Here is a 20842-nt window from a genome sequence, read left to right as displayed (position 1 = left end):
TCAGCCGGATGATGGTCGGGGCGAGAGGATTCGAACCTCCGGCCTACGGTACCCAAAACCGGACAGGCCTCTGATCATCAATCAGATAATTCGCAAACGATTGGCGATCTGACTGAAACCATTTCAATGGGTTACCCGCAGCTTGCAAACCGCGAACACCCCGTGGGCGACCGTCAACACGTCCCGACCGATCAGGCAGCGCCGGAGCCGCTGCCGTGCCCGCTCTGCGGGGGAGAGGTTTCGCCAGCCACCCGTAACGGCACGCTGTGGGTATATTGCATGACCTGCACCTGCGCGACCCGCATGCACCGCAGCTTGGCGGTCGCGTAGCTGTCTGAATAGGCAGGATGATCGGTGAACGACTCTACGCTAAGAAGATCTCTTGTTAACCATCATCTTGTATAAATAGTAGAGTAACGATTTGACACATATCGCACAAAATATGGCTGCCTTAGCCTGCGTGTTTGCTTCTTCGTCCGCATATGCTGGGGGATATGTAGCACCTGTGGTCGCACCAGCACCGATGGTCGCCGCTCAATTTCAATCGGAGAACGCTCAATCCTTTTCATGGACTGGACCGTATCTAGGGGCCGCAATCGGCTATAGCGACCTTAAGCTCAAACGCAGAGTACCCGTCGAGCATCCAGCTGAGGTGATTGAACACCCAGCTATCACTGAAGAAGTCATAATACCGGCGGTAACCGAAGAGATCGCGATACCTGCCGAGACACGTGACGTAGAAATTCCGCCGGTAACCGAAGAACGGGAAATCCCGCCCGTCACGCGCGACGTGGTTCATCCGCCTGTCACCCGAGACGTCGAGATACCCCCGATCACGGAAGATCGTGAAATCGTTGTTGAGCATCCTCCTGTCACGGAAGAACGCCCAGTCATCGACAAAATTTGGAAGCCAACCGACCCGAAAGACCAATTTCCCGGCTGCAATCATGGCAATAACTCTTGCCCCGTGCCCGTTCCTGGATCCGGCGAATGGAACGAAAATGGGCAATGGACTGGCGACTGGGAACGTGGCGAAGTCGGTCGCGAAACCGTCATCATCCGTGATGCTTGGACCGAAACGTCAACCGAAACTGTCATCGTGGCACCAGGGCGCACTGAAACAGAAATCGTTCGTGACAGTTGGACCGAAACCGTGGTCGTCACCCCCGGGAGGGTCGAAACTGTGATCGTGGAGCCGGGGCGAACCGAAACTGAGATCGTGAGCGCCGCCCGAAAGGAAACGATCATCGTAGAGCCCGAGCGTCGGGAAACTCGCATCATACGCGAAGCGTGGACGGAGGTCGTACGCGCCGCCTATGCCTCCACTTTCGTGCAGGAAATGAAAGAAAGCGCGAATACTTTCGGCGTTTTCGCCGGTTATCGGCATCAGTTTTCCAACAAGGCTGTTGTTGGCGTGGAGGCAAATTACGCTCGAACAAACAGCGTTAGGACCTCCTTTGAGCGGGAGTCTCACAGGTTTGACCTGAAGACGGCAAGTATCGAAGCACAGCTCGGCTACGCCCACGCAAGGTTTCTACCTTATATCGCTGCCGGTTACGTCAAAAACAGTGGTGATGATGGATGGCTCGCGGCAGCAGGCGTTGACTATGCACTCACTGACAACGTGCTCTTGGGCGTCAAATATACTCGGCACGACTACGACAACTTGCAGGGATGGAAGGCGACGAACGACACGATTTCTGCCCGTGTCGGTTGGAAATTCTGATCTTCAACCGTTTTAACGGTAGTTGCCCGCGCCGCCCTCGTCCTGGCTGGGGAGGGAGAGCGGTGACGGACAGAAGCTATCTCTCGCCAAAGCAGGGTTCAGCGCGGGCAAATTCCCGCGCTGCTTGTGTAACGGCCGCTGCTCTCCATGCATTCAAGAATTAAGCATTCCTGCGGCGCGTCACCACAAAGGCGCCCGCGGCACCCATCAACCCGAAGAAAATCCAAGTGTAAGGAAGGATGTCTGCCTTTTCGCTACGGATCGGAAGGACCGCAATCGTCCCCGCTGAGCTCTCGAATCCCGCTTTTCCCTCTGCCTTAGCCTGAGCGATTTGTTCGGGGGACACCACCCACTCGGCGTTGGACAACTTGTCCTTGATCATTGCGCCACCGCCTATCGAGAGCCCGACGATCAGCGCGACGATGATCCGTTTGCTAAGAGACATTTCTCGTTCCTTCAAAATTCATTCGCCGCACGCCACCTGTGACTTGACGCGCTCATGCAAAATTTATGTTAGGCGCGCTCTGTAGTCTGGGCCGAAAGCAGAATGCAATTCTTTTAAGACAGCTCCTATCCTGCCTCCTTGTGATGGCCAGAGCCCCAAACAGTCACCGTCGCCCTTCGCCGCGTCATTGCGGCCGAGGGGACGCCCGCGATCCAAGACGCATTGGATCGGGTCGAGGAGCATATCGAATTCGCATATGGGCATGTGCCGGAACGGGAGCGCAGCTGCATCCATATAGGCAAAATTACCTAGGTAGAAACGCACTTATCTATTTCGACAAATAGCGAAACCTAACCTTGTGCAGTAGACACAAGGCGTAGTCGCTAGCTTCTGTTTTTACCGAGTTTTTGAGTAACGATCCGGCATTCTGACCGGCCCACGCATTGTTGACGCGGGCCGGTCAGCCAAAGCCTTTCCATCCCCGAACCAGTCCTACATAAATGCCGCAGCTCGCAAGTTCCCTACACTTCGAGCGTGGCCAGTCGCTTCAGGGGTTTGCGTTCATTGTGGTGGCTGGCCACATCTCACGCACGCTAGTCCTTGATCCAGCCAGGCGTCGTGTCATCTACCTCCACGATCAAGCTCTTTGCGCCTTTCCTACCGCACCAAACGCAACGACAGCGCGCCAAGATCTGATCGCGCGGAATGAGCGGCCTGCCGACCCGCGCGTATCCCACATGGCCGCACTCGCATTCGAAGCGGTAGCGATAAGGGAGCGCCTGGGCCGCGTCCGCAGCTGATCGGCTCACCAGCGCCATAGCGGAGGTCCGGCCTTCGAAAGCGGGCTCAGCGGATTGGCCGTGCGCCGAATATCATCGATCACTGTCTGGGGGATGGTCATCACAACCTCGCCGCGCGCGCAGCAGTCCTTGCACCGCAAGGCAAACTGCAGGTCGCGGATGCGCATGTTTGGCGTCGCGACCGTCCGAAGCCGGAAGTCGCCCTGATAGACATAGGTCTTGCCGCAGCCGGTGCAGTGAATCTGCAACGCCACTCCCTCAGCTATCAAATCTCGAATCGTTATGCCCGCCATGGCATGAACATATCGGGAACGATCTTGACGATCCACAGCTAGCTATGCGGACGAAGCTGCCGGTGTGCTTCGCTCGATGCTGCTCTCGTCGGTATCTGGATGCCTCGCTCCATCATCGACGAACCTGATCGGATGCTTTCCGACTTGACCCATACACTTATAGTACCAAGAACATAACCTTCGAGGCAAGCAGTGGAGTTTTGAACAGCATGCGAGACAATCGATATGGGGCGCTCTCATCCTGGGTCTATAATCTCGACAAGCCAGTTGGGCGGTCCTTTGGAGATCTGGAATATTATCGGGATCGTCTCGCAGCCTGTCATGGCCCCATCCTGGAACCCGCAGTTGGCAATGGACGAATTTTTGTGCCCCTGCTGCAAGAGGGCTTTCAGATCGAAGGTTTCGATGCCTCTGAGGAGATGCTGAATTACTGCCGCGATGCTTGCCAGAAGCGGAATCTTTCAGCGGATTTGACCCTGCAGACCTTTGAGGAGTTCTCCTACGGCAAAAGCTTCGCCGCGATCATAGTTCCGGCAGGCTCATTTCAGCTCATCACCGATGAAGTTGCCGCAGCCGCCGTATTGAAGCGCTTTTATGATCACCTGGCCCCCGAGGGGCGATTGATCATCGACCTCGACCCGATTGGCGGCATCCTTGCCCCTCCCGGTCCTATTCGAAGCTGGACCACCGAAGGTGGCGACCTGCTGACTTTGACCGACAATCGGGTCCAGACCAACCACCTCGCGCAGACGACGCTTTCTCACAGTCGCTACGACCTTTGGCGCAATGGGGCGCTGATAGAGACCGAATTGGAATTGTTCAAACTGCGCTGGTGGGGTGTGCATGAGTTCCGGTTGGCCTTGCGGGACGCTGGCTTTGCGGATGTACAGGTTTCTGGCAATTATCAGCATGGACGGGCTCCGCAGCCCGAAGACGAGATTTTTACTTTCGAAGCAAAGCGAGTGACTGCTTAGGGCTCGAAGTGACTATGAGGACCACCAACTGCTAAGCGGGACATTGCTGCCGTTTGCGAGTGCAGAACGGCAGAAAGCTAGGAATCCACAAGATCGGCCCAATCGGAGGGAAGCAGTCTGACGGCGGTGCGGCAATCCAAGGCTCACAGAATACAGGAGAGGATGTTCGTCCCCGACCCAGAAAGGTCGTCGCATGGTTCGTCACGAAGGGCAGAGAACCCAATATTCGTAGCGCAAGCGTATACAACCTCGAACACGCTGCAAGCGGACACTCAATCATTAATGCCGATTGTCACTTAACAACCTAGCTCTGAATGGACGAAACTTGCAGTTTTCGTTGTTTCACGATCGCACGTTAGGCATGAACCTGAACTAGCTGGCGGGATTCTTTATGCCAGACCTTCGGGCCAATCCCAATTGATGTATTTAGTGTAAGCCTCCGCAATTTCGGTGTCTGCATTAGGATTTATCACATTTCCAGAATTGGAGTAAATCTTCTCCTTGACACTTGTGGGTATGTATTTATGGAATGGCTTCTTGATCGCAGGGGTGGTGCCGCAAAGAGCGCGGTAATCGTTTCGCCCCGGAGTTTTTAGCCATGACAAAAGTATCACTTTAGCTCCAGCTGCTTCGAAAAAGGCGCGCGAGGCCTCTAGGGAATACCCTTCAGTGCAGATATCATCTACAACGAGGACCGTCTTACCTTTGATATTTGGTTTATTCACATACCGTCGCTGCTGAGGTCCGGGCTTCGTTGGTGTTGGGTTCAATCTTATGGTCGAAAGCTGATTTTCAGACGACGGAGAGCCGCCGGTAGTCCTGAGGGTTTGCGATTTCGCAGCATCTGTATGCCGATCTATAAAATCGAAAATGTACTGAGCGCGCAGGGAGCCGGACACGACTGCAACTGCATTCATCAGCTTGGTCTTTTGCGATGTTGTTTTGTGGCCCGGGTATGGCGCCACATATTTAATTTCAGATCCGATGCCTGAAAGATGAATTCGGGCGGCCATCAGCAGCCCCCAAAACCTCATGTTTCCCAAATCTTGCTTTACAGCCTGCTTTGCGTCTGTCGAGTAAATCGCCCCTTCTGGATATGCGCGTGAGTATTCCGCAAATGGGGCAATTGAGTAAACTCGCAGGTTCCCATCCTCGATACCCCAAAACCAATCTTTGGGAGTGAGACAGCAACAATCTACAAAGCTTGCGATTGCTCTTGGAGAGTCAAACTCGAAGCCATAGGGTGAGTTGTTACCGTGCCACTTTGCATTTAAGAGGGGAAAGCCGCCGTTGGAAGCGGCTATTACGTCTTCTTGCGTATTTCCGACATAAAAAACTTCACAAGCATTCCAGCCCTGCGCCTCAAGTACAGCGCGCATTGCGCTACCGCGCTGCTTGTAATCGATATCCCTACCGCCTTGGTAGTATGGTAGCTTTTGCCCTACAAATTCAGATAGATAATCCTGGTATGGCTTTCTCTCTCCGCCTTTGATGTTAACAATCCACGGATTGTTTGAGATCAAAACCGGTTGTATTCCTTTTGAAAGTAAGAATTTGAGTAACTTGACTGTCTCCAGGAAAAGATCACGGTCGATTGATCCTTTGTGAGCGAGAACATCGCTAAGGGAGAATATTATTCCTTTGAGGCTATGCACGTCGCACCTTTGATCAAAATAGAGTTTTCTGAGCAGGCTCGGAGGAGAGGCTATCTCGAATGAACTTAAGAAATTCGTTATGAGCTTGGGGTAGTGTTATTCTGATCGAATTATGCAGAAGATTTGAAGGTATCCAATCCTGAAGTGGCTGCATAGGAGTTCGAGCGTAGACAATTGGCCTGTTGATCTCTGATGCGAATTTTACAGTGTGAGCCGTGCCACTTTTGATACCCCACTCAATTGGGAACACGACATGCCCGAGAGCGGCCTGAATCCTGTTTCGGCGAACAAAGCTACGTGCGCTGAAAGAGTCTTTGGGCAGGTATTCAGTTACGATACAGCCACCACCTTCGATAATCTCCTCTCTCAAGGCTTCAGAGCCTTTGGGGTAATTCAGAAGAATACCGGTTCCTAGAACTGCAATGGTCGGCAAGCCAGCGGCCAAACTCGCCCTATGCACTATCTGGTCGATACCCTCCGCCAGTCCGCTCACAGTAACGACATTTAAGTCTTTCAAACAGTACCCGAAATAGGTGGCTAGCCACTTGCCATCAGCCGTGACTTTTCGAGATCCAATTGCTGCTACAGCGCTGCTTTGGAGGGCATCGACACACCCTTCAACAAACAACCAATGAGGCGGGTCTTGTAAGTCGGACAAGCGTTTTGGGTATAGGTTATCATTCCGAAAAATAAGATTGATGCCGCGCTGTTCGAAATACTCGAGCTTACGTCGCCCTGCTCTGAGCGCTTCGTCGCGAGCAGACTCAGTGCTAAGAACTTCCAAAATTCTGGAGAATTTGGATCTCAGAGTGTCTTCACTGGACAGCCTTTGCCTTTCTTGAGGATTAAAGAAAGACGAAAACTGTACACGTTCTGCACAAACTTTCTTAAGAGTTTCAAAGCCCACACCACGTAAGTCGCATAAAGCTAAAAATGAGACGTGCTCTTGGTTCATATGTCATTTTTCCTGCTGCACGGGGCGGTCAAATTTTCTTGCGTCAAATGCTACAAACACCAGTAAAAATAGTGAACCCCCTTTGAAGAAAGGGCGAAGGGGCTAAGGGTAGACGAATTTGGCCGGGTGGATGTTCTGTTGGGGGGGCGACGGTTAACCATGGGGAGGATTACTTCAGCCGCGGAGGTTCGGATCGACGGCGTGCTGGCAGAGTTCTGGCCAAGCCGTACGACGAGGGAACTAGCCGCGTGGGCACAGTCTTGGCCAGAGTGGATGATCGGAGCCGTCCTCGGGGGTAGGCGCCTTTCAGTCGGATTGTTACTTAAGATCCCCCCACGTCCCACCTGAGCACGTGGAGGTTTTGAATGCCTCGTCCACGACCTCGGCCATCCGACGGGCAATATTCTGCGCCACGTGCCGAAAGCCCGCCTCCGAAATTGAGGCCAAGTAGCACCTCTTGGGGTCGACTGGCGGCTATGGGCCGCAACTTCCCGCTGCACCTGCGAAGTACTTCGGCAAGCTGGAGTTTGGTCCAATGACCGCTATGGGCTCAAAGCGACTGCGCTATACGGTCCGTAGCGCCCCGTCCCGCAGAGGCCGCTGCAAGACCTTCGCCTGATCCCATGGCAAACTGAGCCATGCCGCCCATTCGTCCGGTTCGGTCAGGATCACCGGCATCGCCTTGGAATGAATGGCGCCGACCTCCGCATTCGGCGGGCAGGTCAGGAAGCCGAACAAGTCATCGGTCGTCTCGCCGTCCTTGACCTTGCGCACCGAGGTCCAGCCCTGCGTCTGGATTCCCGCGAAGAACATCGGCCGCCCATCGACCGGTGCGAACCAGACAGGCTTGTGATCGGCCCCCGGCTCCGAGAAGCGGACCACCGGCACGAGACAGCGATGGTCCGGTCCGAGCCAACGCCGCCAATGCGGGGAGTTGGTGTTGCGGATATTGGTCACCCCCGGATCGCGGGCAGTTTTGAGGTATATCGGCGGCGTCGGCATGCCCCAACGGGCGCGCGCAACCGCCAACCCATCGCCGTCATGCCGGATGATCGGTGCGGTGCGGTCGGGATAGACATCCTCCGGCCACGGCTCGTTGCCGGTCAGATCGCGCAGCGGCTCGCGAAAGAGCTGCGCGACGAGATCGGCGGATTTCGCGGTCTGGTAAAGGTTGCACATGAAACCAGGCTAGCGCGTCGAGACGATTCGCTCCAGCGGTGCAGCCCCAGCCAGCCTCAGCCTCGCCTTGCGCTCAACTCCTTCAACGCGGCCTCAAGCTTCTGGATGCCTCCTGCACCCTGCGCCACCTCCCGCAGCTTCGCCTGCGCCAGATTGCCCAGCACTTCGGTGCCCGCATCTAGCCCGATCACCGCATCGGGCACGCTGATCTGAACATGCTTGAGGATCTCGCTCACCGCCGCCTGCCCGCCGAGGCCGCGCTCGAGCGCCAGCCGCGCGCCGTTTAGCAGCGCCGAATGCAACGCCTCGCGGTGGCGGGCTTCGATGTCGATGCCCCATTTACTGCGCGCGGCATTGGCGGCCCAGCCAATCAGCGAGGCCAGCAGGATCCCGATGATTTCCAGAAGATGCGGCAGCAGCGCCGCCTTGATGATGTCCATGATCACTGTCCCTTGTTGAGTGCTGCCCAAGTCTGCGGCCCGACGATTCCGTCAGGCTTCAGCTGCTCGAGCTTTTGAAAGATCCTCACCGCGGCATCGGTGCGCTCGCCGAAATCGCTGTCGACCTTGCCGAGGGCATGTCCCTGCCCCGTCAGCCGCTCTTGCAGGTGACGGACGGCCTCGCCCTTGGACCCGCGCCGCAAAACCGGCGTGAAGGCGGCTGCCTCGATCGCGGGCTGGCCCATGGCCGCGAGGATCCGCGCGCGGAGCTTGTCGCCCACCGCGACCGGATCGCCGGGGGCGTCCATGCCGGGCAACCAGCTGATGTCCCATTTCCCGTTCTGCCGAATCCCGAGCGTCGTCTGAACCTCGGCATGGCTCAGCACCGTGCGCCGCGTCACAGGGATGCGGTATTTTTGGCAGAGATCGGCAACAAGGGTCACCAGCACATCGAGCTGCAGCTCGGTGATCGGGAAGCGGCCGGCACGGAACGGGCGCTCATTGGCATCCCCCATGGCATCGAGCGCGACGCCAATGCGGTTGCTGTTGGCATTCAGGGTATGGGCGGCATAGGCTCCCGCCCTAAGCGGCGGGATCTGCGCTTCGGGTGCATGCTTCCCCGGGGTGATGGTCCCGTCGCGGCCGATCAGGAAGTTGTAGCTGTCCGCCTCATGCGGCGTCACACCGTCGGCACCCGCCGTCCAGTGCAGGATGATTCCGTCCATGATGTCTCCGGTTATGAAAAAGCCGCCCAAAGGCGGCGTGTCGTGTTAGGATCCGTTCAGGCTCTCGCGATGGCTTAACAGAATCGCTTGATCGAGCCGCCGGCCCCGGAATGGTGACCAATGCCCAGATCCGGGGCCGGCTTAGGTTCCCCCGGAAATAGCTCGTCCATTTGCCGGGAGTTGTGATAAAGTTAGTATGACTGGCCTCTCCTGGGAGTTTGGCCGTGTCACGGCCCTCACCCCCACGGCGTGGGGTGAGGGCCGACTAGGTCTCAAGAGAGTACTGAAGTCAGCGCGGCGAAAAAATGCGATCGAAGCGTTTGCCTGCGCCCAGAGAATGAAGTTCCATTAGTACTCTCTGTAGATATCAAAAGCCCCTGCAATAGCGGGAGGATGTGTTATGTTCGATTTGGCTTGCGTCTCTCTCGGGAAATTCCCGCAAGCCTCGGCCCCCATCCCTTTGCAGTTTGGGGGCCGACCCTCTTGACTTGGGTATCGGCGGAGATATGAATCCGTTGCCTCGCGTGCAGCTGAGCGAGGATGGGGCCGGAATTTTCGCAACCATGTTGCAGTGTCTCAGCCGGCCCCATTTTTTCCAGAATGGGCCGATTCCTCTCTTCTCGGCCGCGCAGATCCGATGTTTACGAATGCACACCTCACATGATCAGACGACCTTCACCCTTGCCGGCAAGGCTTGGTCGGGCACCTACCCACTTCACGAGCTTCCTAAATGGCTGGCCTTCTATCGCCACCAGAAGGAAAGGTTTCCAAAATCGGGGAGTGCGTATGATTCCGCCATCACCGTGCTCGAGGAGCTGGCCGCGAAGCTCGGAATCGAAACCTGACGCGGTCCCCGTGACGTTCACAGGGCGGAGTGATATCCTTTTTGAGCTCGCGAGTCCTTGGGAAACTCCCGCGAGCAGATCGGCCCCCAGTTCTTCGCGGTTTTCGGGGGCCGATCACCTCGGCGGGCTGGTCTTATCGTTCCAGTGAATTTGATGCCCGCGCCCGAGCAGCAGTTTGATATCCCGCTGCACCTCCCGAAGCAGGTCATGCGTTTCCCGACGGCTGTCCTTGGCATCGCGGCGATCTTCATCCATCTGGATCTCCAACCGAGCGATTTCTTTGGCGTTTGCGTTTACGCGAGCCTCCAATCGAACGAGCCACGCAACAAAGCTGACGCCGCCGATGATCATGGCCCAAAATTCGCGGATTTCCGTCATTGCCCCTCCTAGGCGTCCTGTTTTCGGTATTGCAGCCAGCGGTTGTTTCGCTATTCGTCACCGCGCTCTCCCCGAGCTGGCTGGCGCGGTTTGAATTCGAACGGTGAGCACAGCAGCCATTCCTGCGTAGGGGCAACTCCTCGCTTTAGAGTGTCGCCCCTGCGCAGGAAAAATGGCCTGAAAAGAGCTTCTTGTTTTCCGTCGAAGGCAGGCTAGACTGCAGCCTTGCCGCTCTCTCTGGCGAGGGGCGGCAGGATCGCACCTGACCTTGTGATCTAAAAATCCGCGGGAGGCGTTGTTTGGTAGGCGCGTCCTCCCGCGGTACTTTCCATCAAAGCGGGAGCACTTTCGCGGGGCTACTCTGTCCGATCGGGCGGGACAAAGCGCGTGCCGTCATAGGCCCACCCGATCCCGACCGCGTTCATGGGCCCGATCACGGCCCATCCGTCCGGTGCGACGTAATCATCGGCCTCAACTGTCACCTGTGCGACGAGGCCGTCTTTGATGCGCGCAGCATAAGTCATGTGATCACCACCACCTTTGCGTTTGCCGAAGGGAAGACGAGGACAAAGAGGCCTTCGCCGCCGTTACCGGATCCTTGGTTACTCCCGCCGCTGCCGCCACCGTTTACGGCTGGCGATGATGCAACCCCGCGAGCAGCACCAGAACCGCCATGCGTTGCCGTGCCCTGATCATAAGCTGAACCGCCGCCGCCACCGCCGCAGATATCCATTGCAGGCTCACACCACCCAAGCGTGATGCCAGCGCCTCCAGCCCCGCCAATCTTGGGCAAGCCATCAACGCCAGCACCACCAGCGCCACCGCCCCCGCCGCCACCCTCACTGACCGCACCGACGCCCGCCTCGCCGCCCGACACGGAGTTACCACCACGGTTGCCGGGATTGCCTATACCGCCGACGCGCGGATTTCCGTTCGTGCCAGCCCCGCCGCCGTTTCCACCTGCGCCACCGTTACCGTTTCCGCTTCCCGATCCACCACCGGGGGAAACAGACTGAACGACGCCATCGAGCAGCAAGCGGGAAGGAGAGCCGGGGTTTCCCTGCCCGGTCGTGGCCAAGCCAGCTCCGCCGGCACCGACTTCGACGAGATAGTCGCCCTGCAACATCGTCCCGCTCGAGACGTCCGGCCACGCGGCACCCCCACCGCCCGTGGAGCGCCCTGTATAGCCGCCGGAACCACCCCCACCGACAAGCGCCCAATGGGCATCCGCGACCGGCGCGCTGACGTGGATCGAACCCGACCGGCGGAAAAGAACCTGCGTGAAGCTGACGCCCCCGCGATCGAAGATGGTGACCACCCCACCCGTGACCGTCACGACCGCCGGTCGCACCCATTCGCGACCGCCAGCCCAAAGGCGCTCCAGCTCGGCCCCGCCGTGCCACATGCGATGGGACGTCAGATCGAGGAGCCCGCCCATCACGCGCCTGCAGGTTTGTAGGTAACGATGTCGCCCGGATACTGCGCCGCCGCCGCTTGCGCTGCCGCGAGATCGGTGAAGGACCGAACCGTGACAGAGGTGCCAGCATCGCCTTTCAGCGTCGGCAGCGAGATCAGAGGCATGGTGTAGGTCTCCACCTGCTCACCGGCTCCAAAGATAACGACCTTCATCGACCCACCCCTTCGATTATCTTCAGTGGAATATTGGAGGACGCCGGGATCGGGAGACGTGCGCCGTCCTTGGTGATCCAGACGTCGAACGCGGCCACTCCGGTTCGGCCAGTTTCTTCGGTCAACCACAACCGCGTGCTTGCAGGCGCGGCGGTAACGGTGATTGTTCTTTGTGATGCCGCTACGCTGACCGCGAGCGGGTATCTGCGCCCGCCCTGCCCGACCTCGGCAGTGATTTCCTCCCAAGGATAGATCTCGGCCCACTCTTCGGCATCGAAGATCAGTTGGGCCTTGAAGGTGGCGCCGCGCTTGACTGTTGCTGCCTTCATGGCTGCTCCAAATGAAGAAGCCCGCACGAGGCGGGCGGTGTTTCGGAAAATGCGGGCCAGCGCCCAGACGGGCATCGGCCAGTGCCTGCAGCTGAATGATGGCAGTTACGAGATCACGGCGCGGTCGCTAACCCGCCGCCAGGTCGTTCCGTCAGAGAAAGCCGGTGTTGCGCCGCCGCTTTCGTTCGAGACGTAGATCATCGAGCCTGCCCCAGCCGGACCAGCAGCGGGCGCATTGGCGACGGTGAACACGGGAAGTTTGGGTGGCACCAGCAGCTGCACCGAATATCCGGTGAGGCGGATGGCGTTCACCATCGTTCCGCCGTGAATGACGCCGAGCATCAACTGCCCGGTCCGGTTGCCCGTCGCCACGTCGACCAAGGTCCAGGTGATCCGGCCAACGTTCACATCCTGACCAGCATTGTCACGCGCCTGCAGGTGGTTCCAGAACGTGTCGCCATTGGCGGGATTCGCCCGCTGACCGCGAAAGCGGGCAACCTCCTGGCCAGAGGCATCGGATTCATTGACAACCAGAAGCGGCGATCCCTCGCCGCGGTAGACGCCAAGCGTATGGGCATCCTCAGCCGTGTTGCGGCCATCTCGATCCAAACCGGCTGCGGGTCTGGCCATGGCCCCTCGGCGGCGACATTGCCCTTGGCGACCTGCGCGCGCAGGTGAAGATCGTCGCGACCGGGATTGGCAACCTCGACCACCAGCTTGCCGCCGCGCACATCGCCGGAGAGCAGCACAGGCTCTTGCGTCAGGCTGATGCCGGAGATCATCGGCGGAGCCTTGTCCGGCGTCAGGATATCGTTGATCCCCGGCGGTAACGGCTTTTCCTGCGCCGCAGTCCAGCCATAGGGATTGGCGATGCTGGCGACCCCGATCGTGCATTCGCGGGCTTCGATATCGAAGGCATGGGCCGTCACCTCGAAGACCCCGTTCAGGCCGAACTCGGGCGCAACCAGCCGAATGGTATGGATCCCGTCACCCTTCGGGAACCGCGCCTTCAAGCCCACGAGGTTCGTCCGGATCTGGCCGGAAAACTCCCGCCGGTCCTTGGCGAACTTGATCTTCATGAGCCGCTGGAGCTGCGGCGAGGACGGACACATATCGACGTCGAACTGATCGGGGCGCTCGCCTTGCACCGCGAGGGACGCTTCGTCGCGGATCTCGGCAACTTCTGTCGGCTGGTAGGCGTGATCGGGGCTGACGAAGCTGCCCTTGAGAACGTTATAGGCCGTGAAGGGATCAAACCCGTCATTCATCTCGATCGAGAGAATGTCGTCGGCGGTGATGGTTACCTCCGGCTCCGACCATGCGCCGCCCAGAATGCCGATCCGCCCCTCGGCGGTCTCGTAGATCTGGCCGTCGCAGGTCGCGAGCATGCGGCTCGTGACTTCTTTCAGGGCATCATCGAGCGAATAGTAACCGCAAAGGCGATAGCGCGGCTCTGTGCCGCCGGTCGCCAGCGCAACGGGCTCGGCGCAGAGGTTGACGAACCGGGACCATGACGCACTGTCGAGCCGCGGCAGCGGGATGTTCCAGCCGTCCTTGTGGGTCATGAGGTCGCGGATACACAGGCCAGCATTCTCGGAATAGGTCTGCGCTCCGGAAAGGTCGGCCACTAGCGCCCCGCGGAACTCGACCTGTACCTGGGTGCTGGGCCCCTTCGGGAAATACTTCATGAAATCTTCGTCGGACGGATCCCCGAGAACCGCATAGAACGTGGCCTGCCCTTGCAGCCGATGGTTCGCGCCCCAAAGCATCGGGAAGTCTGCCGACAGATCCGCCCAGCCCAGCCCGTCGCCCGCAAAGACGCCGGCATAATTGCCGCCCGCGCCGGAGCCGTCACGGAATGCGAACGCGGTATAGCGGTCACGACGATGGAGACCGGCGGCGTTGGGCGTCATGGTCACGCGCTCGCCATCGACCCAGAAGCCGGTGAGCGAGGAAACGCGGCCGTGGTTGAAGACGACAACCTGATGCAGACGGCCATGCTGCGCCTCGTAAAAGACACGCAGCCCGCCCATGAGATTGCGCCCGTAAGCCCGCGTCCGCGCCCGATCCGTTTCCGTCGTGGTCGCCATGACCTGCTGGCGCGGGATCTTGGGCTGGAAGAGAGCGGAGGATGCCAAAGACCACAGGGCCGCGCGACCGGCCGCGATGATCGCTGCCGATATGCCAGGCGACAGGCCGAAGATCGTAACCGCACCGCTCCATGCGGGGAGCATCGCGATGATTGCAGAGAAGATTGCCATTACTTGACCCAAGCCCTTTCGGTCAGGCGGTATCCGAGACGGGAAAGATCGAGGCCTTCCGCGCCGGTTGAAAGCTGGACGAGCACCGCGCCGCGTTCGCGCGCCCATGCCTCGAACACCCGCAACAACCGCAGTCCCGAGCCGTCACGCGCGAACCAGCCCATCTCGCATGCGATCGGCGCGGGATTGATGATGGTCGGGCGCAGCGCACCCGCGATGAAGCCGCCCGCGCTGACCCAGACCGCGCCGTCGGGATCGGCAATCAGGCCGGCCACCGTCCGCGCCGTCCATGCGCGATCGACGGGAATGGGGCCGTTGACCGCGGCGCGCAGATCCTCGATCAGATCGACAACCTGCAAGACATCGCCCGCGTCGGCCTTCCGGATCACCGCCACCGCGTCTCGTAGCCCCCGACATAGAGCGGGATCCGCTCGAAGCCGCGATCATTGCCGAAGCGCGCGCGCTGGTCGGTATCGGTCCAACGTCCGCGCGGTGCCATGTTGCGCCGGAAGAACAGCCCCTCCGCCTCGACCTGGACGGTTCGCGAAGTCGGGCCTTCCGCCGACCACGGCATGCGCTGCATGGTCCCGCTGAACAGGGCCATGGGGGAACCGATTGGCTGTCCGCGTTGGACGGTCCCGCCCTCCGGCAAGGCGACATCCTCGACCGCAAACAGTTGCGAATAGACCGTAACCGCGCGATCGCGGACCCGCGCCTTCGCCGCCAGAGCCAGCGCAAGCATTTCCGGGGTCGCGGCGACGGTGAAGGTCACCGCCTCGGCCGAGACCTGATAGGCCGTGCTGATCTCGCTGATCGCGATCAGGTCGCCGACACCTTCCCAAAGGTGCCCGCCCGTCTGCATGTCGCCGAAGCCGCCCCACCAGCGTTTGGGCGTCTCGCGGAAATCCATGTGCACCAGCACCGCCTGCGCGATGCTGCCGTTGCGCAGCACCTCGTCCGGTATGGCCAGAAGATCCTCGCGCGCGCCCATCAGATCGCCTCCACGAATTTGACCTGCGCGCGCGGCAGAACCGGCATGGACTGGTCGAGCAGCCCCTCATCTTCGGTCACCATGCGCATGCGACAAACCGGACGCCCCAGCTCGACCCGCGCACCAGCGCCAATCGCCGCGCGCAGAGGCGGCTGGAACATCAGCCGCGATGTCCCCTCGGCGCCGGGCTGCCAATGCGCCTGCACGCGGTGAAGGCGTTCGCCGATCGAGAAGAACTGCCCGGGGCGAAGGCCCGTCGTGTTGAGGTTCCGGACATCGATCTGCGTGGCGCGCAAGGGCGCGGCGGCGGCAACCGTCATGTAGCTGATCAACGTGTTGTCGAAGCCGAAATGTTCATGCGTCTGTGCGTCGGCCAGATCGCCGGTCTGGCAGAACGCGATGGCATGTCCGTCACGATCCCTTGGCCGCCAGCGCGAGCGCGCCGGAACCAGCGTGGTGCCGATGCGCCCTTCCATCTGCGCAAGAAAGGCCTGCCATTGCAATACCGCCCCCTCGCCCTTGAGCACGAAACTGGCCGAGGCCGACCAGCGCCCGCGCAGCGTCGGGATCACCGTTTCGGCCCCGCTGATGCTTTGCCGACCTTCGAGCGACTGGCCGGTCAGCGAGAACTGCACCTCTTGCCACAGGGCAAGGTGCGGGAAGGTTGCCTGCATATTTGACTCGACTCCAGATTGTGCCCTCGGCACGCTGATATCGTCAGGGAGGCACTCACATGACGAACAAGGAACTTGCAGCCCGGATCTCGCGGCTGGAAACCGAAGTCGAGTTGCTAAAAGAACAGGCGCTCGATGCCGAGAAGCTACGCAGCCTGGTCAAGCTGGTGATCGCGCAATTGAAAGAAGCGGATCGGCCCGTGCCGCTGCGCCTGACCGATCCGCAGCGCGGCCCCAAGAAGCTTACCCCGCTCCTCTGAGCAACGCGGGCCTCAGCCGACCCTCTTGTTGTAGTTGTTCATGATGGTTGGAACTTGCCGCGCCAATCTCTCATCGCGGGCGTCAAGCTCGCGCCGGATCTCGGCCATGGTTTTGTCGTCGGCATTACCTTGGACGACGATGCTGGTGGACGGAGAGAAGGTCATGGGACCGCCCTGCCCTCTTGTGTGATCGAGGACGGTTTCGTTCGGGTGGAGCAATGCCAAGCGCCCGCCCTTTCCATCCAGACCGCCAGAGCGCGGTCCTCCCCACGTAAAGCCGCCCCCGTCATAGCTCGGCACCGCGGCCTGTGTGCCGCCGAAAGCAGCTCCGAGAAGGCTTCCGAGGAAACCGCCACCGCCAGCCGAACCGGAAAACGCGCTCTTCAACGCGTTCTGAATTCCAGCATTCAGGATGTTAGCGGCAATCTGCTTGAAAATATTGGCAAGGCTGTCACGCAGATTCTCGCCCTGAAGAATGGCGTTGCTGAAAGCGGTAGCGATCCCGTCGACCGCCTGATCGAACTGACGCTGTGCGAGTTCGCCCCGCTCGAGCTCGGCAGTCAGCTTGCCGACCTGATCAGCCTGCGCCGCGATGCGCGCGCTCATTTCGTCGGTGACGGTGATGCCAGCCTTTTTCGCTGCATCCAGCATTTCCCTTTCGGCGCGCAGCCTTGCGGTTTCCTCCGCCGATTTCCCGATTAGGGTGATCTGCCGCTCGAGGTTGGTCAATTCCTGCTCGGCATCGGCAAAGATATCGACGGCTTCCTTTTCGCGTTTTTTGCCGCCCCCACCACCGCGACTGCCCTTTGCCGGCTTGCCCGACTCCGAGATGGCCTTGAGCCGCGCCTGCGTCTCCTCCTGAATGCGCGCCAATTCCCTTTCGCCCTCGACATAGGTTTCGCGCCGCGCATCGATGTCGGCCTGCATCTCCTTTGTGAGCGGGCCTTGGTAGGGGTTGGCGGAATCATAGGCGACATCAAAGTCGAGGGCGCCCGTGGCACCAGCCGCGCCGACCTTGTCGCCCGCAAAATCACGAGCGATCTCGGCACGCCGAGCGGCAACTGCCTGCTGCCCCTCCAGCGCGGCGATTGCGGCCATCCCTGAGCGGAGCGCCGCCACAAGCTGCCCTGCCCCCGCGATAGCAATGCTGAAATCGATGCCTGCGACGTTGGCCGCGATAGTGCTGGCGGCATCCGCCGCTTCTTGCTGCGATAACTTCATGTCTTCAGCGCTCTTTGCTATTTCGTAGCCTTTAATGGCCGCAGCCCCAGCTGTCCGCGTCCATTCGATAATTTTCTGATTAGCGTCACCCGAGGCCTTAACTGCACTGTCTAGGTAAATTGCAATTTCGTTGAGGTAGCGCGCTTTCTCTTCAATACTCTGGGCGGCCTGCGCGTCGGACAAAAGCTTGTTGAACGCCCGGGCCTGCTCGATTGTCAGGCCAAAATCATCGGCGATCTGCTTTGCGATAGTCTCTTCGGTCGAAGGCCCAACAACTCCGAACTGCTCAAGCTCCGCGTCAAGCTGGTTGAGATAGCCTTGAAGGTCTTCGAAGTTCTTGGACAGGCTGGTAATGCCATTGCTGACGGCAGACACGGCGTCGATGTAGTTTAGCCGTGCGATACGATCATAGAGATCCTGCGCCTGCGCTGTCGCCGCACCGAACTTGGAAACAAGCTCCGCCGCCGTCGCGCCCGAATCTTTCGCAGCCGCATTATAGGCGTCAACGGCCTCTTCCAGTGATTTGATACTGTTGCGCAGTTCCTTGGCCGCGTCCCCTGCGCCGAGGAAATGGGCTGCGAGCGGAACACCGACCGCGACAACCGCGCCGATCACGGCCCCGAGCGCACCAAAGCCGCCGAGAAGCTGGGGCAGTTGCTGGCCCAAAGCGGTGGAGGCTGCCGTGCCCGCAGCAACCTGCACCGCAAAATCCTGCACCTGAAACGAGAAGTTCTGTATTTGACCCCGCATTGCGCGCGAGGATCCTGCCGTCGCTGCGGTAGAAGCTTCGGCGGCGGCAGCAACCTTTTGACCGGAGGCCTGCGCCGCCACGCCCGTGCGGGCATATTCGGCGTTCAGCTGCTCAAGCGCCGCTTCATGCTGCTTGGCCGAGATCGATCCCACCTCCAGAGCCCGATCCAGCGTGGCGAGCGAGGCCTCATATCGCTTCGAGGCGGCATAGAGCGGGTCCAGCTTCATCCGGAGCTGCTCTTTTTCGGTGGCAAGGCGCGCGGTTGCTGCCGCTGCCTCTGTCTCGGCCGCAGCTGCTTCACGTTGTGCTTGTGCAACGCGCTGCGCTTCCTCCGCAGCACGCGCAGTGGCGCCGGATGCGGCATCGATAGCAGCCCGCTGCCTTTGCGCCGCCTGCTCCAGCAAAACGTTGTATCGCTCCTGCGTGATCGCCTTGCCCGCGACGGCACTGTCCAGCCGCTTGACTTCCGCTTCATATTCCTTCGCGGCGCGATAGACCGGATCATATGCTTTCGCGAGCTTGTCCATCTCACGGACGTGCGCGCGCGAGGCCTGCGTATTGGTGACGCGACCCTGCGCATCGTCAAACGCCTTCTGCGCTTGCTGCCCGGTCTTCTCGAAGAGAGCGATCACCTTTCCGGCTTCCCGTGCCAACTTGGCATCGGAGAAGCCGGCAGAAATCAGCAGATCGGAATCATCGGCCATTATTCAATCCCAAGCTCGCGCAACCGCTCAAGGCTCATGGGCTTGCCCGCGCCGCGATCAGCACCGCCGTGGGCTTTTTGCCAACCGTCAAAACAGCAGGCATATTCCCAAGGCGTCATCTGGCCGATTTGCGCGGGCGTGAAGCCCATTACGGCGCCGTTTCCGTAATAGATGGAGAATTTCCATCGTCCGTTTTTTGGTCGTCCGGTGTCGGATCCGCCACCGGCATGCTCTCCCCCGGCTGGTCATCCGGCGGGCCGTAGAGGCAGGCCGCAAGCACGGCCTGCGCCGGAACCTTGAACGAGATGAGCGGGTGATCCTCGAACGCTTTGCGGCAAGCCTTCAACGCTTCGACATGGGGCATGCCGCCGCCGATCAAACCGTTGCGCAGGATCTCGAACAGATCGGCCGCGGCCCATTGCGCCAGATTGATCCGGTGCAAAAGGTGCTCTGGCCCGAAATCGGTCTTTTCCTGAATGACCTGCAACTCGCGCAGGGCGAGGCGGAAAGGATGCTCCCCGCCCGGCCAGATCAAGACAACCGGCTCCATCATACGGCGTCCGTCAGCTCGACGCCGTCCTTGAAGCTGATGTTGAGCGTGTAGGTGATCACCGCATTATCATCGGTGCTGCCGATGTTATCGAGGTTCAGCTGCGGCAGCAAACCGACGCCGTCGATATATTGGATCTCACCGGCTTCCGCCTCGACCAAGTGGAAGCGGATCGGCAACTCTCGCTGGTCAAGCGCTGCACGGATCAGAGCGTCGCGCCCCAAGCGCGTCAGGCTGGCGTTCACCGTGGCGGCCACGGACTGCGCGCCATAAGCACGGATGACCTGTGCGGGAAGCGCCCAGTCATCGCAATCGGCGACGGTCTGCTCGCTGATGGCGTTCGTGATCGAGAGGCTGATGCCGCTGGCACCGCACCAATTGGTGTAGGTCAGCGGGGTGGCGGCATCCCATGCCACCATGACCACCAGATCCTTGCGGTACTGAAGGTTCGGAATTGCCATTCTATGCGTCCTTGTCGTTATGCTAATCGCTTTAAATCCGATCGCTCGGTCATCATCGCGGATTTCGACGCGCTCACTGTCTCGGCCCGCCTCGACTGGCACGAGCACAACCTCGGCGCGGCTTTCCCCGCCTCTGGCCACAACGCCCACGCCGCCACGTTGAAACTGCGCCCCTCGGAAGAGTTCGCCCGATGGGATGCGATGGAAGGCAAGATCCACCCGCAAGACGAGTTCGCCCGCTTCCTCGAAGAGAACAGCGTCGACATCGGCCATCCCGAAGCGGCGACCATGATCGAGATCAGCCGCGACTTTGAGGCCACGGTCGGACAAACCTACAAATCCGCCCTGCGCTTGGACAACGGCGACCGCAAGCTGGTCTTCGAGACCGATACCAAGGTCCAGAACGGCGTCGTGATCCCCGAGAAGTTCACGCTCTCCATCCCGATCTACAACGGCGAACAGCCGGAAGAGCTGAGCTGCTTGTTCCGCTGGCGCGCCATGGGCGGCGGCGCTGTCGGCCTCGGCTTCCAGTGGCACCGCGTCGAATACCAGCGCCGCGCACACTTCCTTCAGATCGCCGCCACGGCAGCCGAGGA

General features: G+C 59.8%; 27 protein-coding genes. 6 read left to right on the top strand and 21 right to left on the bottom strand.

Annotated elements, in window-relative coordinates; translation table 11 throughout:
• The first annotated feature begins 421 nt into the window (after window positions 1-421).
• Complete coding sequence (locus tag ACFFUC_RS03720; RefSeq protein WP_377683672.1) at window positions 422-1726, top strand: outer membrane protein; 1305 nt, start codon at window positions 422-424, stop codon at window positions 1724-1726.
• Between the two features lie 160 nt (window positions 1727-1886).
• Here ACFFUC_RS03720 and ACFFUC_RS03715 read toward each other — a convergent pair whose 3' ends face one another.
• Together ACFFUC_RS03715 and ACFFUC_RS03710 are read right to left on the bottom strand one after the other, a co-directional pair.
• The gene (locus tag ACFFUC_RS03715; protein ID WP_377683671.1) at window positions 1887-2171 is read right to left on the bottom strand and encodes a hypothetical protein; all 285 of its coding nucleotides are present in this window, start codon (window positions 2169-2171) and stop codon (window positions 1887-1889) included.
• Between the two features lie 805 nt (window positions 2172-2976).
• Complete coding sequence (locus ACFFUC_RS03710; RefSeq protein WP_377683667.1) at window positions 2977-3264, bottom strand: hypothetical protein; 288 nt, start codon at window positions 3262-3264, stop codon at window positions 2977-2979.
• Between the two features lie 209 nt (window positions 3265-3473).
• On the opposite strand from ACFFUC_RS03710, the gene ACFFUC_RS03705 reads away from it, so the two are divergent.
• Window positions 3474-4238, top strand: a complete 765-nt coding sequence (locus ACFFUC_RS03705; RefSeq protein WP_377684150.1) for a class I SAM-dependent methyltransferase — start codon at window positions 3474-3476, stop codon at window positions 4236-4238.
• 389 nt (window positions 4239-4627) lie between these two features.
• Here ACFFUC_RS03705 and ACFFUC_RS03700 read toward each other — a convergent pair whose 3' ends face one another.
• From ACFFUC_RS03700 to ACFFUC_RS03680, 5 genes are all read right to left on the bottom strand, one after another.
• Window positions 4628-5893 carry a phosphoribosyltransferase family protein gene (locus tag ACFFUC_RS03700; RefSeq protein ID WP_377683665.1) on the bottom strand — a complete coding sequence of 422 codons (1266 nt, stop codon included), beginning with the start codon at window positions 5891-5893 and terminating at the stop codon, window positions 4628-4630.
• A gap of 13 nt (window positions 5894-5906) precedes the next feature.
• Entirely contained in the window at window positions 5907-6848 is a 942-nt protein-coding gene (locus tag ACFFUC_RS03695) for a DNA-processing protein DprA (protein WP_377683663.1), read from the bottom strand.
• Window positions 6849-7412: 564 nt separating this feature from the next.
• Window positions 7413-8027, bottom strand: coding sequence for an SOS response-associated peptidase (locus ACFFUC_RS03690; RefSeq protein WP_377683661.1), 615 nt, complete (start codon window positions 8025-8027; stop codon window positions 7413-7415).
• Window positions 8028-8083: 56 nt separating this feature from the next.
• A complete protein-coding gene (locus ACFFUC_RS03685) occupies window positions 8084-8467 on the bottom strand; it encodes a hypothetical protein (RefSeq protein WP_377683659.1) in 384 nt (127 codons plus the stop codon).
• Window positions 8468-8469: 2 nt separating this feature from the next.
• Window positions 8470-9192, bottom strand: coding sequence for a peptidoglycan recognition protein family protein (locus ACFFUC_RS03680; protein WP_377683657.1), 723 nt, complete (start codon window positions 9190-9192; stop codon window positions 8470-8472).
• Window positions 9193-9698: 506 nt separating this feature from the next.
• Between ACFFUC_RS03680 and ACFFUC_RS03675 the strand changes: the two genes are divergently transcribed.
• Window positions 9699-10037, top strand: a complete 339-nt coding sequence (locus tag ACFFUC_RS03675) for a hypothetical protein (RefSeq protein ID WP_377683655.1) — start codon at window positions 9699-9701, stop codon at window positions 10035-10037.
• A gap of 114 nt (window positions 10038-10151) precedes the next feature.
• On the opposite strand, the gene ACFFUC_RS03670 is transcribed toward ACFFUC_RS03675, so the two are convergent.
• From ACFFUC_RS03670 to ACFFUC_RS03660, 3 genes are all read right to left on the bottom strand, one after another.
• Window positions 10152-10415 (bottom strand): hypothetical protein, encoded by a 264-nt coding sequence (locus ACFFUC_RS03670; protein ID WP_377683653.1) that lies wholly within the window; start codon window positions 10413-10415, stop codon window positions 10152-10154.
• Window positions 10416-10771: 356 nt separating this feature from the next.
• Entirely contained in the window at window positions 10772-10939 is a 168-nt protein-coding gene (locus ACFFUC_RS03665; RefSeq protein ID WP_377683651.1) for a hypothetical protein, read from the bottom strand.
• On the bottom strand, window positions 10936-11733 hold the full coding sequence (locus ACFFUC_RS03660; protein WP_377684148.1) for a glycine-rich domain-containing protein: 798 nt from the start codon (window positions 11731-11733) through the stop codon (window positions 10936-10938). The genes ACFFUC_RS03665 and ACFFUC_RS03660 overlap by 4 nt, the downstream gene beginning before the upstream one ends.
• Between ACFFUC_RS03660 and ACFFUC_RS03655 the strand changes: the two genes are divergently transcribed.
• A complete protein-coding gene (locus ACFFUC_RS03655) occupies window positions 11662-11874 on the top strand; it encodes a hypothetical protein (RefSeq protein ID WP_377684166.1) in 213 nt (70 codons plus the stop codon). The two genes, ACFFUC_RS03660 and ACFFUC_RS03655, sit on opposite strands and share 72 nt — an antisense overlap.
• Here the strand turns inward: ACFFUC_RS03655 and ACFFUC_RS03650 are convergent.
• The 7 genes from ACFFUC_RS03650 to ACFFUC_RS03620 all read right to left on the bottom strand — a co-directional run bounded on the left by ACFFUC_RS03650 (window position 11853) and on the right by ACFFUC_RS03620 (window position 16299).
• Window positions 11853-12044: a hypothetical protein gene (locus ACFFUC_RS03650; protein WP_377683650.1), complete on the bottom strand. Its 192-nt coding sequence runs from the start codon at window positions 12042-12044 to the stop codon at window positions 11853-11855. The two genes, ACFFUC_RS03655 and ACFFUC_RS03650, sit on opposite strands and share 22 nt — an antisense overlap.
• Window positions 12041-12373 carry a hypothetical protein gene (locus ACFFUC_RS03645; protein WP_377683648.1) on the bottom strand — a complete coding sequence of 111 codons (333 nt, stop codon included), beginning with the start codon at window positions 12371-12373 and terminating at the stop codon, window positions 12041-12043. The genes ACFFUC_RS03650 and ACFFUC_RS03645 overlap by 4 nt, the downstream gene beginning before the upstream one ends.
• A gap of 105 nt (window positions 12374-12478) precedes the next feature.
• Window positions 12479-12781 carry a hypothetical protein gene (locus ACFFUC_RS03640; protein ID WP_377683646.1) on the bottom strand — a complete coding sequence of 101 codons (303 nt, stop codon included), beginning with the start codon at window positions 12779-12781 and terminating at the stop codon, window positions 12479-12481.
• On the bottom strand, window positions 12778-14634 hold the full coding sequence (locus tag ACFFUC_RS03635; RefSeq protein ID WP_377683644.1) for a phage tail protein: 1857 nt from the start codon (window positions 14632-14634) through the stop codon (window positions 12778-12780). Before ACFFUC_RS03635 ends, ACFFUC_RS03640 begins: the two co-directional genes overlap by 4 nt.
• Window positions 14634-15029, bottom strand: coding sequence for a GNAT family N-acetyltransferase (locus ACFFUC_RS03630; RefSeq protein ID WP_377683642.1), 396 nt, complete (start codon window positions 15027-15029; stop codon window positions 14634-14636). The genes ACFFUC_RS03635 and ACFFUC_RS03630 overlap by 1 nt, the downstream gene beginning before the upstream one ends.
• A complete protein-coding gene (locus tag ACFFUC_RS03625) occupies window positions 15020-15625 on the bottom strand; it encodes a hypothetical protein (protein ID WP_377683641.1) in 606 nt (201 codons plus the stop codon). Before ACFFUC_RS03625 ends, ACFFUC_RS03630 begins: the two co-directional genes overlap by 10 nt.
• Entirely contained in the window at window positions 15625-16299 is a 675-nt protein-coding gene (locus ACFFUC_RS03620) for a hypothetical protein (RefSeq protein WP_377683639.1), read from the bottom strand. The genes ACFFUC_RS03625 and ACFFUC_RS03620 overlap by 1 nt, the downstream gene beginning before the upstream one ends.
• Before the next feature lie 59 nt (window positions 16300-16358).
• On the opposite strand from ACFFUC_RS03620, the gene ACFFUC_RS03615 reads away from it, so the two are divergent.
• Window positions 16359-16559, top strand: a complete 201-nt coding sequence (locus tag ACFFUC_RS03615) for a hypothetical protein (RefSeq protein ID WP_377683637.1) — start codon at window positions 16359-16361, stop codon at window positions 16557-16559.
• Between the two features lie 12 nt (window positions 16560-16571).
• Here the strand turns inward: ACFFUC_RS03615 and ACFFUC_RS03610 are convergent, their stop codons facing one another.
• Genes ACFFUC_RS03610 through ACFFUC_RS03595 form a run of 4 tightly spaced genes read right to left on the bottom strand, consistent with a single transcriptional unit; the run spans window position 16572 to window position 20246 of the window.
• Window positions 16572-19235 carry a phage tail tape measure family protein gene (locus ACFFUC_RS03610; RefSeq protein WP_377683636.1) on the bottom strand — a complete coding sequence of 888 codons (2664 nt, stop codon included), beginning with the start codon at window positions 19233-19235 and terminating at the stop codon, window positions 16572-16574.
• On the bottom strand, window positions 19235-19384 hold the full coding sequence (locus ACFFUC_RS03605; RefSeq protein ID WP_377683635.1) for a hypothetical protein: 150 nt from the start codon (window positions 19382-19384) through the stop codon (window positions 19235-19237). Before ACFFUC_RS03605 ends, ACFFUC_RS03610 begins: the two co-directional genes overlap by 1 nt.
• The gene (locus ACFFUC_RS03600) at window positions 19384-19770 is read right to left on the bottom strand and encodes a gene transfer agent family protein (RefSeq protein ID WP_377683633.1); all 387 of its coding nucleotides are present in this window, start codon (window positions 19768-19770) and stop codon (window positions 19384-19386) included. Before ACFFUC_RS03600 ends, ACFFUC_RS03605 begins: the two co-directional genes overlap by 1 nt.
• Before the next feature lie 14 nt (window positions 19771-19784).
• Window positions 19785-20246, bottom strand: coding sequence for a phage tail tube protein (locus tag ACFFUC_RS03595; RefSeq protein ID WP_377683632.1), 462 nt, complete (start codon window positions 20244-20246; stop codon window positions 19785-19787).
• A 3-nt stretch (window positions 20247-20249) separates the two neighbouring features.
• On the opposite strand from ACFFUC_RS03595, the gene ACFFUC_RS03590 reads away from it, so the two are divergent.
• Window positions 20250-20842: DUF2303 family protein (locus tag ACFFUC_RS03590; RefSeq protein WP_377683630.1), on the top strand; the 593-nt coding region annotated here is incomplete at its 3' end.

This window comes from Paracoccus cavernae (genome assembly GCF_042430175.1).
In the GTDB taxonomy this organism is placed as follows: domain Bacteria; phylum Pseudomonadota; class Alphaproteobacteria; order Rhodobacterales; family Rhodobacteraceae; genus Paracoccus; species Paracoccus cavernae.
This window is presented reverse-complemented; position numbering and strand designations above follow the sequence as displayed.

Coding starts and splice junctions, on each gene's coding strand:
- ACFFUC_RS03675 (WP_377683655.1), top strand. CDS start 9,699: ATGAATCCGTTGCCTCGCGTGCAGCTGAGCGAGGATGGGGCCGGAATT.
- ACFFUC_RS03605 (WP_377683635.1), bottom strand. CDS start 19,384: ATGGGCTTCACGCCCGCGCAAATCGGCCAGATGACGCCTTGGGAATAT.
- ACFFUC_RS03685 (WP_377683659.1), bottom strand. CDS start 8,467: ATGGACATCATCAAGGCGGCGCTGCTGCCGCATCTTCTGGAAATCATC.
- ACFFUC_RS03625 (WP_377683641.1), bottom strand. CDS start 15,625: ATGGGCGCGCGCGAGGATCTTCTGGCCATACCGGACGAGGTGCTGCGC.
- ACFFUC_RS03680 (WP_377683657.1), bottom strand. CDS start 9,192: ATGGACGGAATCATCCTGCACTGGACGGCGGGTGCCGACGGTGTGACG.
- ACFFUC_RS03645 (WP_377683648.1), bottom strand. CDS start 12,373: ATGAAGGCAGCAACAGTCAAGCGCGGCGCCACCTTCAAGGCCCAACTG.
- ACFFUC_RS03705 (WP_377684150.1), top strand. CDS start 3,474: ATGCGAGACAATCGATATGGGGCGCTCTCATCCTGGGTCTATAATCTC.
- ACFFUC_RS03635 (WP_377683644.1), bottom strand. CDS start 14,634: ATGGCAATCTTCTCTGCAATCATCGCGATGCTCCCCGCATGGAGCGGT.
- ACFFUC_RS03670 (WP_377683653.1), bottom strand. CDS start 10,415: ATGACGGAAATCCGCGAATTTTGGGCCATGATCATCGGCGGCGTCAGC.
- ACFFUC_RS03715 (WP_377683671.1), bottom strand. CDS start 2,171: ATGTCTCTTAGCAAACGGATCATCGTCGCGCTGATCGTCGGGCTCTCG.
- ACFFUC_RS03620 (WP_377683639.1), bottom strand. CDS start 16,299: ATGCAGGCAACCTTCCCGCACCTTGCCCTGTGGCAAGAGGTGCAGTTC.
- ACFFUC_RS03610 (WP_377683636.1), bottom strand. CDS start 19,235: ATGGCCGATGATTCCGATCTGCTGATTTCTGCCGGCTTCTCCGATGCC.
- ACFFUC_RS03695 (WP_377683663.1), bottom strand. CDS start 6,848: ATGAACCAAGAGCACGTCTCATTTTTAGCTTTATGCGACTTACGTGGT.
- ACFFUC_RS03615 (WP_377683637.1), top strand. CDS start 16,359: ATGACGAACAAGGAACTTGCAGCCCGGATCTCGCGGCTGGAAACCGAA.
- ACFFUC_RS03690 (WP_377683661.1), bottom strand. CDS start 8,027: ATGTGCAACCTTTACCAGACCGCGAAATCCGCCGATCTCGTCGCGCAG.
- ACFFUC_RS03595 (WP_377683632.1), bottom strand. CDS start 20,246: ATGGCAATTCCGAACCTTCAGTACCGCAAGGATCTGGTGGTCATGGTG.
- ACFFUC_RS03665 (WP_377683651.1), bottom strand. CDS start 10,939: ATGACTTATGCTGCGCGCATCAAAGACGGCCTCGTCGCACAGGTGACA.
- ACFFUC_RS03710 (WP_377683667.1), bottom strand. CDS start 3,264: ATGGCGGGCATAACGATTCGAGATTTGATAGCTGAGGGAGTGGCGTTG.
- ACFFUC_RS03650 (WP_377683650.1), bottom strand. CDS start 12,044: ATGAAGGTCGTTATCTTTGGAGCCGGTGAGCAGGTGGAGACCTACACC.